Here is a 15,067-nt window from a genome sequence, read left to right on the forward strand (position 1 = left end):
AGAACTGATTCTTAGGCTTTTTTTTATTTATAATTTTCTGTTCCCCAACGGTCTAAGCTTCTTAAAATATGTTCTAAAGTTTTTCCTTTTTCGGTTAAAGCATATTCAACCTTTGGAGGAACAACAGGAAATATTTTTCGAGTAATCAATTCGTCTTTTTCTAATTCTCTTACTGTTTGCGTAAACATTTTATTAGAAATTCCTTCTATATGCTTTTGCAAAACACCAGACCTTAATCCTCCTTCTAATAAATGGAATAACACTAAAGGTTTCCATTTAGTACCTAATAAACTCATCGTATAATTTAGCGGACATTTGAATTTATTTTCAATCATAATTTAAAATTAAAAATCTAAAAATCAATATTTTACTCCTTTTAGTAACTATACTACTTTTAGGTAAGTTATTGTCTATCTGACAAATATATACGAATTTTACAACTTAAATTAACAACATGAAAGAATCAAAAAACTATCCGAAGTCATTTTCTCATATTGGTATTACTGTACCAGATATAAATAAAGCTGTAGAATTTTATTCTGAAGTTATGGGTTGGTACGTTATAATGCAGCCATCAGAAATAAAAAAAGAAACAGAAACAGCTATTGGGCAAATGTGTATAGATGTTTTTGGTAACGATTGGACCTCTTTTGAGATTGCACATTTAGCAACTTCAGACGGAATTGGAGTTGAACTATTTTCTTTTCCTAACGGAATTAAAGAAGCACCAGAATTTAATCCATTTAATACAGGTTTATTTCATTTTTGTGTTCAAGATCCTAATATCGAAGAATTGATTGAAAAAATTATTTCTTACGGAGGAAAACAACGAATGCCAATTAGAGAGTACTATCCAAAAGACAAACCTTTTAAAATGTGTTATGTAGAGGATCCTTTCGGAATTGTGTTTGAAATTTACACACATAGTTACGAATTAACTTATTCTTCTAGAGTATATACAGAGTATATCTAAAAGAAAAAAGCTCAAGACTTTACATCTTGAGCTTTAAATATATACTTTTTAAAAATTATCTTCTACTATAGTTAGGAGATTCTTTTGTAATTGCAACATCATGAGGATGACTTTCGTTAATTCCGCTTGCCGTAATTCTTACAAACTGACCAGTTTCTTTAAGAGTTTCGATATCTTTTGCACCACAATATCCCATACCAGCTCTTAAACCACCAACAAATTGATGAATACTTTCATCTAAATCTCCTTTATAAGGAACTCTACCTACAATTCCTTCTGGTACAAGCTTTTTAATATCTGCTTCTACATCCTGAAAATATCTATCTTTAGAACCTTGTTTCATCGCTTCTACAGATCCCATACCTCTATAAGATTTAAACTTTCTACCTTCGTAAATAATAGTTTCTCCTGGAGATTCTTTTGTACCTGCTAATAAAGATCCTAACATTACACAATCTGCTCCTGCAGCAATTGCCTTAGGAATGTCTCCTGTATAACGAATTCCTCCATCTGCAATCACTGGTACACCACTTCCTTTAATAGCTGCTGCAACTTCTAAAACTGCAGAAAACTGAGGAAAACCTACACCAGCAACAACTCTTGTTGTACAGATTGAACCTGGGCCAATACCAACTTTTACAGCATCTGCACCTGCTTCTACTAAATATTTAGCAGCTGCACCAGTTGCAATATTACCTACAACTACATCCAATTCTGGAAACTTGCCCTTAACCTGTTTTAAAACAGTTACAACACCTTTTGTATGTCCATGTGCAGTATCAATAATAACTGCATCTACGCCAGCATTAACTAATGCTTCTGCTCTATCTACAGCATCACCTGTAACACCTAAAGCTGCAGCAACTCTTAATCTACCATAAGAGTCTTTATTTGCAATTGGTTTTTGCGTAACTTTAGTAATATCTCTAAAAGTAATTAATCCTTTTAATTTGTAATTTTCATCAACAATTAAAAGTTTTTCAATTTTATAATTTTGTAATATTTTTTCTGCATCGTTTAAAGAAGTACCAACATCTGCAGTAACCAAGTTTTCGCTTGTCATTACTTCAATAATTGGTCTTGTTGCATTGTGCTCGAAACGTAAATCTCTATTGGTAACAATACCTTTTAAAATTCCGTTATCATCTACAATAGGAATACCACCAATGCTATGCTCTTTCATATGAGCTTTTGCATCTAAAACAGTAGCTGTTAAAGGTAAAGTTACAGGATCTAAAATCATACCAGATTCTGCTCTTTTTACTCTTCTAACTTCTTGCGCTTGCTGCTCGATAGTCATGTTTTTATGTAAAACACCAATACCACCTTCTCTGGCAATAGCAATTGCTAAGGCAGATTCTGTTACAGTATCCATAGCTGCAGAAGCTATTGGTACATTTATAGTAATATTTTTAGTAAATTTTGTTTGAATACTTACTTCTCTTGGAAGGACTTCTGAAAAAGCCGGAACTAATAAAACGTCATCATACGTTAAACCTTCTCCTAAAATTTTGTTGTTGTGTGCTGTCATGTTGCAATTAAGATATAATTGCGAGCAAATTTACAATTATTTATTGACTTTAAACCTATATTAAAGATTAGAATTTTAATTCTAAACCTACGTAATAATTTCTTGGCGCAGATGTTATAATACCAGGCCCTGGATAACCTGTTGCTCTTCTTGTAAAGTAGGCATTATCTAATAAATTATTTACACCTGCTTCTAATTTTGCAAACTTATATTTATAAGAAGTAGAAAAGTCTAAAATACTATAAGCAGGTATTTCTCCGGTTACACCACTTATGCTTCCGCCAGAGGCATTTGTTGCATCAGAAAATTGTCTAGATAAATATGAATATTGCAAACTTGCTATAAAGTTATTATATCCAAATTTAAATCCTGTTTTAATATTAACATTTGGTATAAATTCGACTTCATTACCAACTACACCGTTTTTTTCTGATTTTGTATATTCTGATGTAATAAATGATGAATTTATAAAGTAATTAAAAACAAATTTAGAATTCATTTGAAACAACTTTTTTAAATTAAAATCTACCAAACTTTCGACACCTAAAATTCTAGCATCACCAATATTATCTCGTTCTGCTTTTCCATCATCTCTTGTATAAATATTTATTCTATCGTTGTAAAAAAGTTCGAAAATATTGGCATCATAAGAAAAATAGTTTTTAAAATTACCTCTAAAACCTGCATCAATAGTAAAACCTTTTTCATCTGTAATATCTGGTGATATTTCGAAAGCAGGATTTGCTGTACTGATATCTGAAAAAGTTACAGATCTATAGTTTTGAGAAATATTTCCATAAAATTCTAATGCTTTCGATTTTTTATAACTCGTACCAACACCTAACAAAAGAAAAGTCCTTTCATTTGTTTCTTTTTCTTCTCTAAGATTGTCGTTAATTACATTACCTGCGGCATCGGTTACAATATCTTTAATGATTTCGTCTCTTTTTGTATTGATGTATTCGAATCTAACACCCGGTGTAACAGACCATTTATCATTTAAATACACAATATTTTCTCCGAATAATGAAACGTTTAAATTCGGAAATTTACTATCAGATTGACGCGGATAATTTGGATATTCGTTATTATAATATTCAAAATCTGCATCTGAATTATTAGAACCAGGACCTTGCATATTCGTATTATTGGCTTTGTAAAATTTTGAGCCAATTAAAAAAGTTGCCTTTTTATCAAACAAAGAGTATTTACTTAATAATCTAGTTTCAAAACCAAAGTTCTTAAAAGTTCCTTTAATTAAATCTCTTTCAGAACCAGGATCTACTTGGTTTACTCGATTTGTTCTAAAACCAATGGCGTCTCGAGAAGCATCTAATCCGAAGAAATTAAAAGAAAAATTAGTATTGTCAGAAAATAAATGTTCCCATTTTAAATTATAAAGTAACCATTGTACTTGAAACCAATTACGGGCTCTATTACTTTGATAAGGATCTTCGTTAAACATAGCATCTGTTAAACCACCTGCTTGTTGTGCCAAATAATCTAAAACAGTTATTTCTAAAGAAAGTTTACTTTTTAAATTAAATTGATATCCTAAATGTAAAAACGCATTTTTAGATTCGAAATTAGAATTTGGTCTAAATCCGTCTCCTTTTTTATAATTTATAAATGTATAATAACTCCATTTACCTTGCGTATCACTTAAACTTGTAAAATTTGTAAACAAACCATTACTACCTATAGTATTTCTAAAAATAATTTCTTGGTTTTTAGTTGGCTTTTTAGTGACAAAATTAACCAAACCACCAAATTGGGTTCCGTATTGTAAAGAAGCTGCACCTCTAATAACTTGTATTTCTGCTAAACTTTCTGCTGCAGGTGTATAATAGCTTTCTGGGTAGCCTAATACATCTGCACTAATATCATAGCCGTTTTGTCTAGTATTAAAATTTGCAGTTCTGTTAGGGTCTAATCCTCTACCGCCAATATTTAATTGCAAACCTGCATCGTCGTTTTGATAAATATTTAAACCTGCAATTTGATTAAAAATTTGACGAGCATTATTTGTTGCCACATTTGCAGTAGATTGGTTTACAAGAATAACTTCTGTCTTTTTTCCGGCAAAAATAGAAGTTCCTTCTACATCTTTTAATCGTTTTAATTCGAAAACTCTTTCTTTTCTTGCTTTAATTTGAATTTCTGATAAATCTTCTGAAAAAATATTTAAAACAATTTTTAAATTTTGAAATTTATTTAATTCTACAAAAACATTTTTAATTTTATATCCTTCTGCATAAAAAATTAATGGCAGTTTTGTTTTTTCTGTAGTAAATTTAAACTCACCTAAAGCATTTGTTTCTGCTAACAAACCGCCCATTTCGTTATAAACTTGCACATTTTTAAGAGGTTTATTTGTTGCTGTATTTACAGAACCATTTACTTTATTCTGACCAAATATGATTGTTTGAAAAAACAGTAAACTTATAATAAGTATTTTATTGTTCATTACTTAAATACCTTTAATTTTTATATTTGATTGAAAAAGAAGTATCCAATCGATAGGTTTAAATGTTGCTAAATCTTTGCGGTACAAATTTACGGATTCATCTACAAACTTAGTGCTTAATCTGCCGTTTAATGCAACATAACTATCTGCAAAAACTCCAATATTTTTATAACCTTGCTTTGTAAAATGATTTCCAAGAAAATGAGCATATTCTAAAATAAAATCTGGTTGATAACTCATTTGTTTTTCTTGAAATGAAGTTAAAAAATCTGAGTTTTCTACACGAAAGTAATTTCCTGTGTTTAAATCTTTTATTCTAAATGTAGTATTACCAGCTTTTTCCATTAACATAACTCGCCACGAGTATCTGTAGCCTTCTTCGGTCCAAAATAACTCTCCTGGGTACAATAAATATCTCCACGGAATTAGAATTTGCAAAACAAAAAACACAATTAAAACTGGCTTTATAAATGCTACTTTTGTTTTACTAAAGCTATATTTATCAAAGGATTGAATATTGTTTTTTGGCAAATAATTATTTATAAAATTGATGATTTTTTGATGAAAAGGTGCATCAAAAAATATTAATGCAGACACAATCATTATAAAAGGAAACATACCAATAGGAAAAAGAACTCTTGTAAAAACATGAAAAATGATTACAAATAGAAATGCAATATATCTTGTTCTTTTGTATAAGAGTAAAAAAGGAATTGCCAAATCATAGATTAATCCAGACCAACTCATTGCAAAATGAAACCAATTTTGTTGCATCAAATTACCTCCTATAAATGGTAAGTCGTATTTAGAAGGCAACCATATTTTTAAAGGCATTGCTCTAAACAACCAATCTGAATTTATTTTTGCCAAACCTGCATAAAAATAAACTATTGATAATAGAATTTTTATACTATCTATTGTCCAAGTAGAAACCTTTAAATACTGTTTTTTCTTTTGAAAACTGTCTATAGAAAAATAGGCGTTTGCTGGTAAGAAAATTAATAAAAAACTAAGTATTGTTATAAAATAATAATGATTTAAATAAGTAGTTTTGTCCATTAATTCTATGTACAAAAATGATAAGAAAAAGGTTACAATAGCGAATCTATACTTGTAACCTACAGCAACCATTAATGCAGAAATTGCACAAATAATAAATACTATATATGTGTAATTACCAATCGGTTTTATAAAGTCTAATCCGAAATAAGAAAAATGAAATTTAGGTTGTAAATAAAGTTTTTCAATCCAACCGTTTGCCCAGAATCTAATAATACTTGCAAACATCATTACACCAAAAAACAAACGAAATACAGCTAAAGGAGCTGCACTTGTTTGTTGGGTAAAGTTATATGTATTTTTATTTTTTAACATAAAAAAACCTAATTTTCAATTGAATTTCAACTGAAAATTAGGAATCTATTTTTAATTAATTATTATTTTATTAATCACCATCTGCATCAACATAATCTACATTTATATTGAAAGCCTGTAGCATATCAACTTTAAAATAAACGACTACTTTTTGTAACTCATCATAAGATTTTGTCATTGCAGTATTATCTGAATTTACTTGAACAGTAAAACTATTATCTAATTTATTAATTTCTGATGTAGCTGCCGTCAATTGAGTTGTTATAGCGCTTGCAATATCTTCTCTTTCTAGTTGAATTAAGTAATTTTTAAAACTTAAGCCATTTGAATTACCTTTGTAAGATGTACCTTCAAATAAATTTTTAACAGCCGTTAAAGCTTCCAAAGAAAGTTCTTTAGAAACATCATTTTTATAAAAACCCTCTACTTTGTTTGGCAAAGTTGTGTTAGAAAAAACACCTGCAGGAATTCCAAATTTATTAGCTCTTAAACCTTTTTCGTAATAAAAAATATAATCATTTATTAACTTATTAACTACGCTAGTTGCAGTATTTTGCGTACTTACAACAAATGTATCTCTCTGCGTTTTAAAATCTGAAACAACTGCATTTGTTAGAGTTGACATTTGATTTAAAACATCTGTAATATACTTCTTGTAATTATCGTTATTAGTAGCTGTAGTATATTTTTCTAATATTTTAGCATCAGTATCATCTACACCATATAATAAATAATCTAACGCCGGAAAACCTTGAGCATCATGATTATTTACATTATTTAGATCGTAACTACCATTCGCTATATTTTCTTCTACATCGCTAACTGTTAAAGGGTAAATATTCATGTAAAAAGAATACTGCAATTCTTCTGCTTTGCCAATATTAAACATTTCTACATACTGCCAATTTTTATAAGCTGTTAACCAAGCAGTTCTAAAACTATCTAAATTTGTTTGATTAGGGTTTGCCACAAAACTATCACCTGCAGACTTAAGAGAATTCATTTTAGCGTTAAAATCTTCATAAGCAGGAATAATTATATTATCAGCAATATTTACCAACATCGCTCCTCTATCAAAACTATCTGTAATTAATTGTTCACCACCTTCTGATGAAGAACAAGCACTCATTGTAAGTATTACTATAATAAGTAAAGAAAATTTTTTAATCATTTTATTTCTATTTATTCTAAATAAAGATACAAAAATACGAAAAAGTAGGTAATATGTTTACTTTTTATACTGCAATTTATGATGTATTTTAAGAACCTGCCTGTGCAACTGTAAAGTTAAATTTTGCAGCAATTGTAGCAGAAATTTCATCTAAAGTTGTTGTTGAAACATCCCAAAAACCATTACCTGCTAATAAAGTTGACATATAGTTATCTACTTCTTCTTTTGTAAAGTAAGATTCACTACTGTTTGGTTTTCTTGTAAATTGTAAACTATAAACAAATCCTAAACCTTCTGATAAATCATGAAAAGCACTGGCTTTATCATTTTCTAATTTAGTTTTACCTTGTTGTAAATAATAGACTGCTCTTATGGCAATAACTTCAGATATTTTTTCTCTTAATATTTCTGCTTGTACATTTCTAGTATCATAATCACCCGATACTATTGCAGCTCTACCTAGTTTAAACGCATTGTAAATAGCTTGAGCAATACCCGTAAAATCTGTATCACCTTCTACTCTACTTAAATATTTATTTAAGTATCCGTCTTGATTTAATTCAGGTGAAGTAGCATCAGTTTCGTTACCGTATAAATAACCAAAAGCCTCATCCCATTTATGCTCCATGTTTGTATAATTTTTGCCACTTAATAAAACATTAGCATCATTATCTTCAACATTTGTAGCTTCATCTAAAACAGCAACACTTAAATAGTTGTTTACTATTTGATCTGTCATTAAACCACCAATTAAACTTTTTGTAATTAACTGGTTATATTCTAATCCTTTCGCATTTACATATCGTATAGCCCCACCACCAGCTTCTTGAATTTGACCAGCTACACCAGCAGAAGCATCTGCACTCCAATTAGGAAAAACTTCATTTACTTGTGCTTCTATCCAACTATCAAATTCAGCTTTAATTGCTAATGCATCTGTAGTATTACTAGCATAAAAATCTGTTGATGCAGCAGTTTTACTTCTAATATTTTTTGAAGATGCGTTTAATTCTGTCTCTGTAAAGTCATTATCACCTTCTGCATGAGCAAATTTACCTTTAAGACTAGCAATAGTTTCTGAAGTAGATAAAAGAGCCGATGCAAACTCATCTGCCATTCTAATTCTAGTAGTTTGCCCGCTATAACTTACTGTACTTTCTCCGTTTCTTTTGAAGTTATAAGTCGCTGGAACAACTGTTTCAATTCCGTTATCACTATCATTATTATTACAAGATATTATTGATACAGCAACGGCTAAAGTCAAAAAAACTTTTTTCATTTTATTTAGATTAGTTTAAAATAGTATTTTATTTTTTTGCAAATATACTACCCAAATCTAATTTAACAAAGCTTATTTAGAATAAATTAAAATAAAATTTATTGTTTTAAGTAAGCAACCAACGCTTTTCTAACATCTATAGCTATTTCATTTTCTTTAGGATTATAAATTTCAAGAACTTCTATATTCTTTTCTGATAAAAAAGGAATGTCGAAACCTTTTAATAAGTAATCTGAAAAGGCAACTGTATAGGTTTTATTTAAATCGATTGGTTCTTTGTTTATAAACCAATTAGTTTCTTTTAATTTGATATTATGTCGGTGCAAATAAGCTCCTGTACCTGCGGCAAGTTCACCATAATCTAAAACTCTTTTTAGTAAGCTTCCTTTAATTTTAACTTTTAAAATTGGTCCGCCATAAGGTAAAACTCTAAAAATATCTATCGGAGAAATATCTCCAACTAAAACATCATCAATTCGAATAGAACCACCGTTTACAACTGCTGCATCAATTTTATCATTATATGCAAAAGACATTGCGCTTGTAATCAATTGTCCTAAATTGGTTTGTCTACTTCTTATTGGTGTATCTCTACCATCTAAAGGAATTTTAGTATTGTAAATAATTTCATTAGGTTTTTTAATAACTAGCTTAATTTTTTCATCTAAAATAGATTGCCAGTACGCAACAATTTCTTTAACCTTTTTATTTTCTTTAATAGAACTATTTATTTCTTTTAATTCTGATTGAATTGTAGTTTTCTTTGTTTTTTTGTCATAAGAAATTCTATGGATGTAAACGGTTTTGGCATTAGCATCTGCTTTAGATATTTGAACATTTCCTACAAAGTTGTTGCTATTAGTATGTTCGTGACCTCCCATTATTAAAGGCAAGTCTGGAATTAATTTTGCAATTTTTTTATCGTTTGCAAGTTTTACATGTGTTAAACCAAAAACTATATCAACTTTGTCTTTTAAAGCTGCATAAGAGGCTCTTGCCTTTATAAACATGTTACCATACTCTACATATTCTTTAGGATTAGAAGGAATACAAACACTTATAAAACCAATTTTAATTTTTGTGCCATCTTTGTCTGTAAACTCTTTTATAAAAGTTTCGTTAACATTTTCTTTTTTACCATTCTTTTCTTTGTAATATAAAACTGCAGCTTCTTTAGTTTTCATTTTTACGTTTGCAGAAATCCAAGGAAAAGTACTTTCATTTAATCTTTGCTGCAATTCATCTTTAGAAAGATCAAATTCATGATTACCGAAGGCAACCAAGTCGAAATTCATGGCGTTCATTACTTCTACCATTTGCTTTCCTTTTACTCTTTTTCCGTCTACTTTTATTGTTCCCAATAAAGACGGATTCAAAAAATCACCTGCCATAAAAAGCATGGTATTTTCATTTTCTTGTAAAAGCTCTTGATGAATAGTTTCTACTCTTGCCATTCCGCCATATTCACCGCCCTGAATTGGCGCAATTTCATAAACATCATTCAATTGTAAAAATGTAAAATCTATTTTAGAATCGTCTTTTTTGCAATCTGTAAAAAAAATTAATAACAATAAAAGAAGCAGTTTTATATAAAATTTCATGATGATAATTTTTGTTTCAAAAGTAACAACATAAAATAAGAAAACCCATCAAAAAAATGATGGGTTTTAGAATTATTATGTTAGACACCTAATTATTCATTAGAACCTATATTACCTTGAGCAACAATAGTTCCCAACTGAGATGCACTTAAATGTACGTTAATATAACCATCAAAAGTTAAAATTTCATCATAAGTAATTGCAGTACCGTCATCTAAAGTTTCTACTTGAGACATACTCATTCCTGTATCTCCATTTACAGGAGAAAAGCTAAAAGCGATTGGTCCACCAGTAGCTGCATCATTTTCATGAATATGTGCTGGATGCATTCCACCTGCTGGTGTATTCATAATATTTAATACTGCCAATGCAGAACCATCAATTCTTTTATAAAAAGTTGCAGTACCAGAAATACCTGCTACATCTTTTTCTGCCAAGGTATACACCTTACTTTCTGATGTTAAATCGTTTTTACCAATGTCTCCTTGAGCTACAATTGTAGAAAGTTGAGTTGCACTTAAATGAACATTGATGTAAGCATCTAAATTTGTAATATCAGCATAAACAAAAGAAGAACCATCATCAAAAGTAGATACATTTGTCATACTCATTCCTGTATCTCCATTTACCGGGTTAAAAGAAAATAATATTGCACCACCTTCTACGGCTGTATTGGCATGAATATGTGCTGGATGCATTCCACCCGCAGGTGTATTCATAATATCTAAAGTAGCTAAAGCTTCTCCGTTAACTCTTTCCGAAAAAGTTGCAGTACCAGAAATTCCCGCTACATCTTTCTCGCCTAAATCGTACATTGTTGTATTTCCTGTTAAGTCATTCTGACCTATATCTCCTTGAGCTACAATTGTAGATAATTGAGTTGAACTTAAATGAACATTAATATAACCATCTAATTCTGCTATGTCAGCATACATAAAAGAAGATCCATCATCAAAAGTAGATACATTTGTCATACTCATTCCTGTATCTCCATTTACTGGATTAAAAGAAAATAATATTGCACCACCTTCTACGGCTGTATTGGCATGAATATGTGCTGGATGCATTCCACCCGCAGGTGTATTCATAATATCTAAAGTAGCTAAAGCTTCTCCGTTAACTCTTTCCGAAAAAGTTGCAGTGCCAGAAATTCCCGCTACATCTTTCTCGCCTAAATCGTACATTGTTGTATTTCCTGTTAAGTCATTCTGACCTATATCTCCTTGGGCTACAATTGTAGATAATTGAGTTGAACTTAAATGAACATTAATGTAACCATCTAATTCTGCTATGTCAGCATACATAAAAGAAGATCCATCGTCAAAAGTAGATACATTTGTCATACTCATTCCTGTATCTCCATTAACTGGATTAAAAGAAAATAATATTGAACCGCCTTCTACAGCTGTATTAGCATGAATATGTGCTGGATGCATTCCACCCGCAGGTGTATTCATAATATCTAAAGTAGCTAAAGCTTCTCCGTTAACTCTTTCAGAAAAAGTTGCTGTTCCAGAAATACCAGTCACATCTTTTTCTCCTAAATCATATTCCTTAGTATTTCCTGTTAAATCATTCACACCAATATCACCTTGAGATACAATTGTAGAAAGTTGTGTTGCACTTAAATGAACGTTAATGTAAGCATCTAAGTTTTGTATATCAGAAAAACTTAATGCTGTTCCATCATCTAATGCTGTAAAATTTGTAAAGCTTTTCCCAGTATCTCCATTCACTGGTGTAAAAGACAATAGTATACCACCTCCTTCTAGTGCTGTATTTGCATGTATATGAGCTGGGTGTTCTCCGCCTTCTGGAGTATTCTGAATATCTAACTCTGCTAATATGCTTCCATTTTTTCTTTCAGAAAAAGTTGCTGTTCCAGAAATACCCGCTACATCTTTTTCACCTAAATCATAAACAATAGCATTTGGTTTTAGGGCATTTTGTCCTATATCACCTTGTGCAACAATGGTTCCTAATTCATCTTTACTTAAATGAACGTTTATATAACCATTAAATTCCAAAAGTTCAGAGAAAGTTATAGGTGTACCATCATCTAAAGCAGTAACGTTTATAGTGCTCTTACCACTGCTACCACTTACACTTCCAAGAGATAAAGCAATATCACCGCCTTCAGCTGCAGTATTGAAGTGAATATGAGCTGGATGCTGTCCTCCTTCTGGCGTTCCATCTAGAGAAATATTGATGTTAATAGAAGCATCTTGGTTCTCTACAAAAGAAACTTTACCTGAGATTCCTGATACATCCTTAGTACCAAGGTTGTAAGTAATAGAGTTTCCCGTTGGTGTGTAAAATTTGTAATCGAAATCATCTTCATTATTACAATTGTAAAATGCAAATGATAAGAATAATAAAATTAAGTTAATTTTTTTCATAATATTATTTTGTTTAATTATTTTGAATCAAAGTTAAACAAAAAAATATTGAAAAATTGACTTATTTAAATTAAACAGTAACTCAAATAAAAAATTAACGTAACTTTAAGATAATTAACAGTAATTGAGAAACTTTAAGAAGTTTTAAATTTATAAGAAAGTTTCTAAAGCCTTATTGTAAGCGCTTTCAAAACTCATCGGCTTTATATTTGTAAAAGCTTTTTCTGTAGTAAAATAAGATAATAATTTTTCTGTTGGCATGTTACCTGTTAAGTCGTCTTTTGCCATTGGGCAACCTCCGTAACCTTTAATAGCGCCATCAAACCTATTACAACCAGCTTTAAATGCTGCGTTCACTTTTTCGTGCCATTTATCTGGTGTTGTATGTAAATGCGCCCCAAATTCTATATTTGAGTATTCTGGAATTAAATTTGAAAATAGATATTCTATAACATCTGGTGTAGAACTACCAATAGTATCTGAAAGCGATAAAATTTTAACGCCCATTTTAGATAATTTTTCTGTCCACTCACCTACTATTTCAACATTCCAAGGATCCCCGTACGGATTACCAAATCCCATTGATAAATAAGCTACAACTTCTTTATTAGACTTATCTGCAATGTTTAAAATCGCATCTAAGGTTTCTAAAGATTCGGCTATTGTTTTATGCGTATTACGCATTTGAAAGTTTTCTGAAATAGAAAATGGATATCCTAAATAATCTATTTCTTCAAAAACAGAAGCATCATTTGCACCTCTAATATTTGCGATAATCGCTAATAATTTACTATCTGTTTTCGATAAGTCTAATTTTGATAAAACAGCTGCCGTATCTCGCATTTGCGGAATAGCTTTTGGAGATACAAAACTACCAAAATCAATAGTATCAAAACCAACATTTAAAAGTGAATTTATATATAATGCTTTTTGCTCGGTTGCAATAAAATGAGATTTTATACCTTGCATTGCATCTCTAGGACATTCTATAATTTTGACTTTTTTCATCAAATCAAAGATAAAAAAACAAACTGATTTCAATGTTAATTTTAAATTGAATATTACATTCTTTTCAATAAATTTGCTTTTTAAATGAAACATCACAAATTTGTTCTTTTTATAATTGTTATTTCTCAATTCTGTTGCACGTCTTTATGGTTTGCAAGCAATGCCGTATTAACAGATTTAATAGATAACTTCAATTTAAAAACTAATGCCTTAGAAAATTTAACTTCTGCAGTTCAATTTGGTTTTATTTTAGGAACATTGTTATTTGCACTACTTTCTATAGCAGATAGATTCTCGCCTTCTAAAGTATTTTTCTTTTGTGCCTCTTTAGGCGCAGTTTTTAATGGTTGTTTAATTTTTAATGAAAACACATTATTTAGCTTACTTTTATTAAGATTCTTAACAGGATTTTTCTTAGCAGGAATTTATCCTGTTGGGATGAAAATTGCTACGGATTATTTTGAAAAAGGGTTGGGAAAATCTTTAGGTTATTTAGTTGGTGCCTTAGTGTTAGGAACTGCTTTACCACATCTACTTAAAGATAGTTTACAAGACTATTCTTGGCAAAATATTATTTTATTCATTTCGATATTAGCCATTTTTGGTGGATTACTATTATTTGCCTTAGTTCCTAACGGACCATTTCGAAAAAAAGGAACCGCATTAGACATTTCAATTTGCTATAAAGTTTTTAAAAATGTTCAATTTAGAAATGCTGCTATTGGATATTTTGGACATATGTGGGAACTATATACTTTTTGGGCATTTGTACCGATACTTTTAATTACATACTCTAACTTACATGATATTAACTTTAAAATCCCATTATTATCTTTCTTTATTATTTCTATAGGAAGTATTGGATGTATTGTTGGTAGCAATGTTGCGGCGGCAATTGGTACAAAAAAAACAGCTTATTGGTCTTTACTTTTATCTTGTTTTTGTTGCTTGATTTCTCCCCTATTTTTTATGATTGATAATGCAATAATTTTTATTTGTTTTCTATTATTTTGGGGAATGGTTGTTATTGCAGATTCACCACTATTTTCTACGCTAATCGCTAAAAATGCCCCTAAAAAAGATAAAGGTACAGCTCTTACAATAGTAAACTGTATAGGTTATGCCATTACAATTTTAAGCATTCAAATAATTAGTTATATATATCATACAACCAACACAACATTTATATACTTAATACTAGCTATTGGCCCTATTCTAGGTTTAATCGCTTTAAAAAGTAAAAGTTTTAAAAACTAATTATATT

General features: G+C 30.0%; 11 protein-coding genes. 2 read left to right on the plus strand and 9 right to left on the minus strand.

All coding sequences use genetic code 11. The features are described from left to right. Positions 1-23: 23 nt before the first annotated feature. On the minus strand, positions 24-335 hold the full coding sequence (locus tag BXQ17_RS04600; RefSeq protein WP_077809519.1) for a helix-turn-helix domain-containing protein: 312 nt from the start codon (positions 333-335) through the stop codon (positions 24-26). 119 nt (positions 336-454) lie between these two features. Here BXQ17_RS04600 and BXQ17_RS04605 point away from each other — a divergent pair, with 119 nt between their 5' ends. Further along, positions 455-973 (plus strand): VOC family protein, encoded by a 519-nt coding sequence (locus BXQ17_RS04605; protein WP_077809520.1) that lies wholly within the window; start codon positions 455-457, stop codon positions 971-973. 55 nt (positions 974-1,028) lie between these two features. Here BXQ17_RS04605 and guaB read toward each other — a convergent pair whose 3' ends face one another. From guaB to BXQ17_RS04645, 8 genes are all read right to left on the minus strand, one after another. Beyond that, positions 1,029-2,504, minus strand: coding sequence for an IMP dehydrogenase (gene guaB, locus BXQ17_RS04610; protein ID WP_077809521.1), 1,476 nt, complete (start codon positions 2,502-2,504; stop codon positions 1,029-1,031). Positions 2,505-2,571: 67 nt separating this feature from the next. Then, positions 2,572-4,971 (minus strand): TonB-dependent receptor, encoded by a 2,400-nt coding sequence (locus BXQ17_RS04615; protein ID WP_077809522.1) that lies wholly within the window; start codon positions 4,969-4,971, stop codon positions 2,572-2,574. A gap of 3 nt (positions 4,972-4,974) precedes the next feature. Continuing rightward, positions 4,975-6,345 (minus strand): HTTM domain-containing protein, encoded by a 1,371-nt coding sequence (locus BXQ17_RS04620; protein WP_077809523.1) that lies wholly within the window; start codon positions 6,343-6,345, stop codon positions 4,975-4,977. A gap of 70 nt (positions 6,346-6,415) precedes the next feature. Then, on the minus strand, positions 6,416-7,516 hold the full coding sequence (locus BXQ17_RS04625; RefSeq protein WP_077809524.1) for an imelysin family protein: 1,101 nt from the start codon (positions 7,514-7,516) through the stop codon (positions 6,416-6,418). A gap of 88 nt (positions 7,517-7,604) precedes the next feature. Continuing rightward, entirely contained in the window at positions 7,605-8,795 is a 1,191-nt protein-coding gene (locus BXQ17_RS04630; protein WP_077809525.1) for a DUF4856 domain-containing protein, read from the minus strand. Between the two features lie 98 nt (positions 8,796-8,893). Continuing rightward, on the minus strand, positions 8,894-10,396 hold the full coding sequence (locus BXQ17_RS04635) for a bifunctional UDP-sugar hydrolase/5'-nucleotidase (protein WP_187661428.1): 1,503 nt from the start codon (positions 10,394-10,396) through the stop codon (positions 8,894-8,896). A gap of 92 nt (positions 10,397-10,488) precedes the next feature. Beyond that, complete coding sequence (locus BXQ17_RS04640) at positions 10,489-12,795, minus strand: CHRD domain-containing protein (RefSeq protein WP_187661429.1); 2,307 nt, start codon at positions 12,793-12,795, stop codon at positions 10,489-10,491. A 150-nt stretch (positions 12,796-12,945) separates the two neighbouring features. After that, positions 12,946-13,803, minus strand: coding sequence for a hydroxymethylglutaryl-CoA lyase (locus tag BXQ17_RS04645; protein WP_077811350.1), 858 nt, complete (start codon positions 13,801-13,803; stop codon positions 12,946-12,948). 84 nt (positions 13,804-13,887) lie between these two features. Here BXQ17_RS04645 and BXQ17_RS04650 point away from each other — a divergent pair, with 84 nt between their 5' ends. Further along, entirely contained in the window at positions 13,888-15,060 is a 1,173-nt protein-coding gene (locus BXQ17_RS04650; RefSeq protein WP_077809526.1) for a nitrate/nitrite transporter, read from the plus strand. Positions 15,061-15,067 lie beyond the last annotated feature (7 nt).

The sequence above is a fragment of the Polaribacter sp. BM10 genome (genome assembly GCF_002005425.1).
Taxonomy (GTDB): Bacteria; Bacteroidota; Bacteroidia; order Flavobacteriales; family Flavobacteriaceae; genus Polaribacter; species Polaribacter marinaquae.

Excerpts from the sequence above, each read along its gene's own strand:
- BXQ17_RS04600 (WP_077809519.1), bottom strand. The coding sequence starts at position 335 with ATGATTGAAAATAAATTCAAATGTCCGCTAAATTATACGATGAGTTTA.
- BXQ17_RS04605 (WP_077809520.1), top strand. The coding sequence starts at position 455 with ATGAAAGAATCAAAAAACTATCCGAAGTCATTTTCTCATATTGGTATT.
- guaB (WP_077809521.1), bottom strand. The coding sequence starts at position 2,504 with ATGACAGCACACAACAACAAAATTTTAGGAGAAGGTTTAACGTATGAT.
- BXQ17_RS04615 (WP_077809522.1), bottom strand. The coding sequence starts at position 4,971 with ATGAACAATAAAATACTTATTATAAGTTTACTGTTTTTTCAAACAATC.
- BXQ17_RS04620 (WP_077809523.1), bottom strand. The coding sequence starts at position 6,345 with ATGTTAAAAAATAAAAATACATATAACTTTACCCAACAAACAAGTGCA.
- BXQ17_RS04625 (WP_077809524.1), bottom strand. The coding sequence starts at position 7,516 with ATGATTAAAAAATTTTCTTTACTTATTATAGTAATACTTACAATGAGT.
- BXQ17_RS04630 (WP_077809525.1), bottom strand. The coding sequence starts at position 8,795 with ATGAAAAAAGTTTTTTTGACTTTAGCCGTTGCTGTATCAATAATATCT.
- BXQ17_RS04635 (WP_187661428.1), bottom strand. The coding sequence starts at position 10,396 with ATGAAATTTTATATAAAACTGCTTCTTTTATTGTTATTAATTTTTTTT.
- BXQ17_RS04640 (WP_187661429.1), bottom strand. The coding sequence starts at position 12,795 with ATGAAAAAAATTAACTTAATTTTATTATTCTTATCATTTGCATTTTAC.
- BXQ17_RS04645 (WP_077811350.1), bottom strand. The coding sequence starts at position 13,803 with ATGAAAAAAGTCAAAATTATAGAATGTCCTAGAGATGCAATGCAAGGT.
- BXQ17_RS04650 (WP_077809526.1), top strand. The coding sequence starts at position 13,888 with ATGAAACATCACAAATTTGTTCTTTTTATAATTGTTATTTCTCAATTC.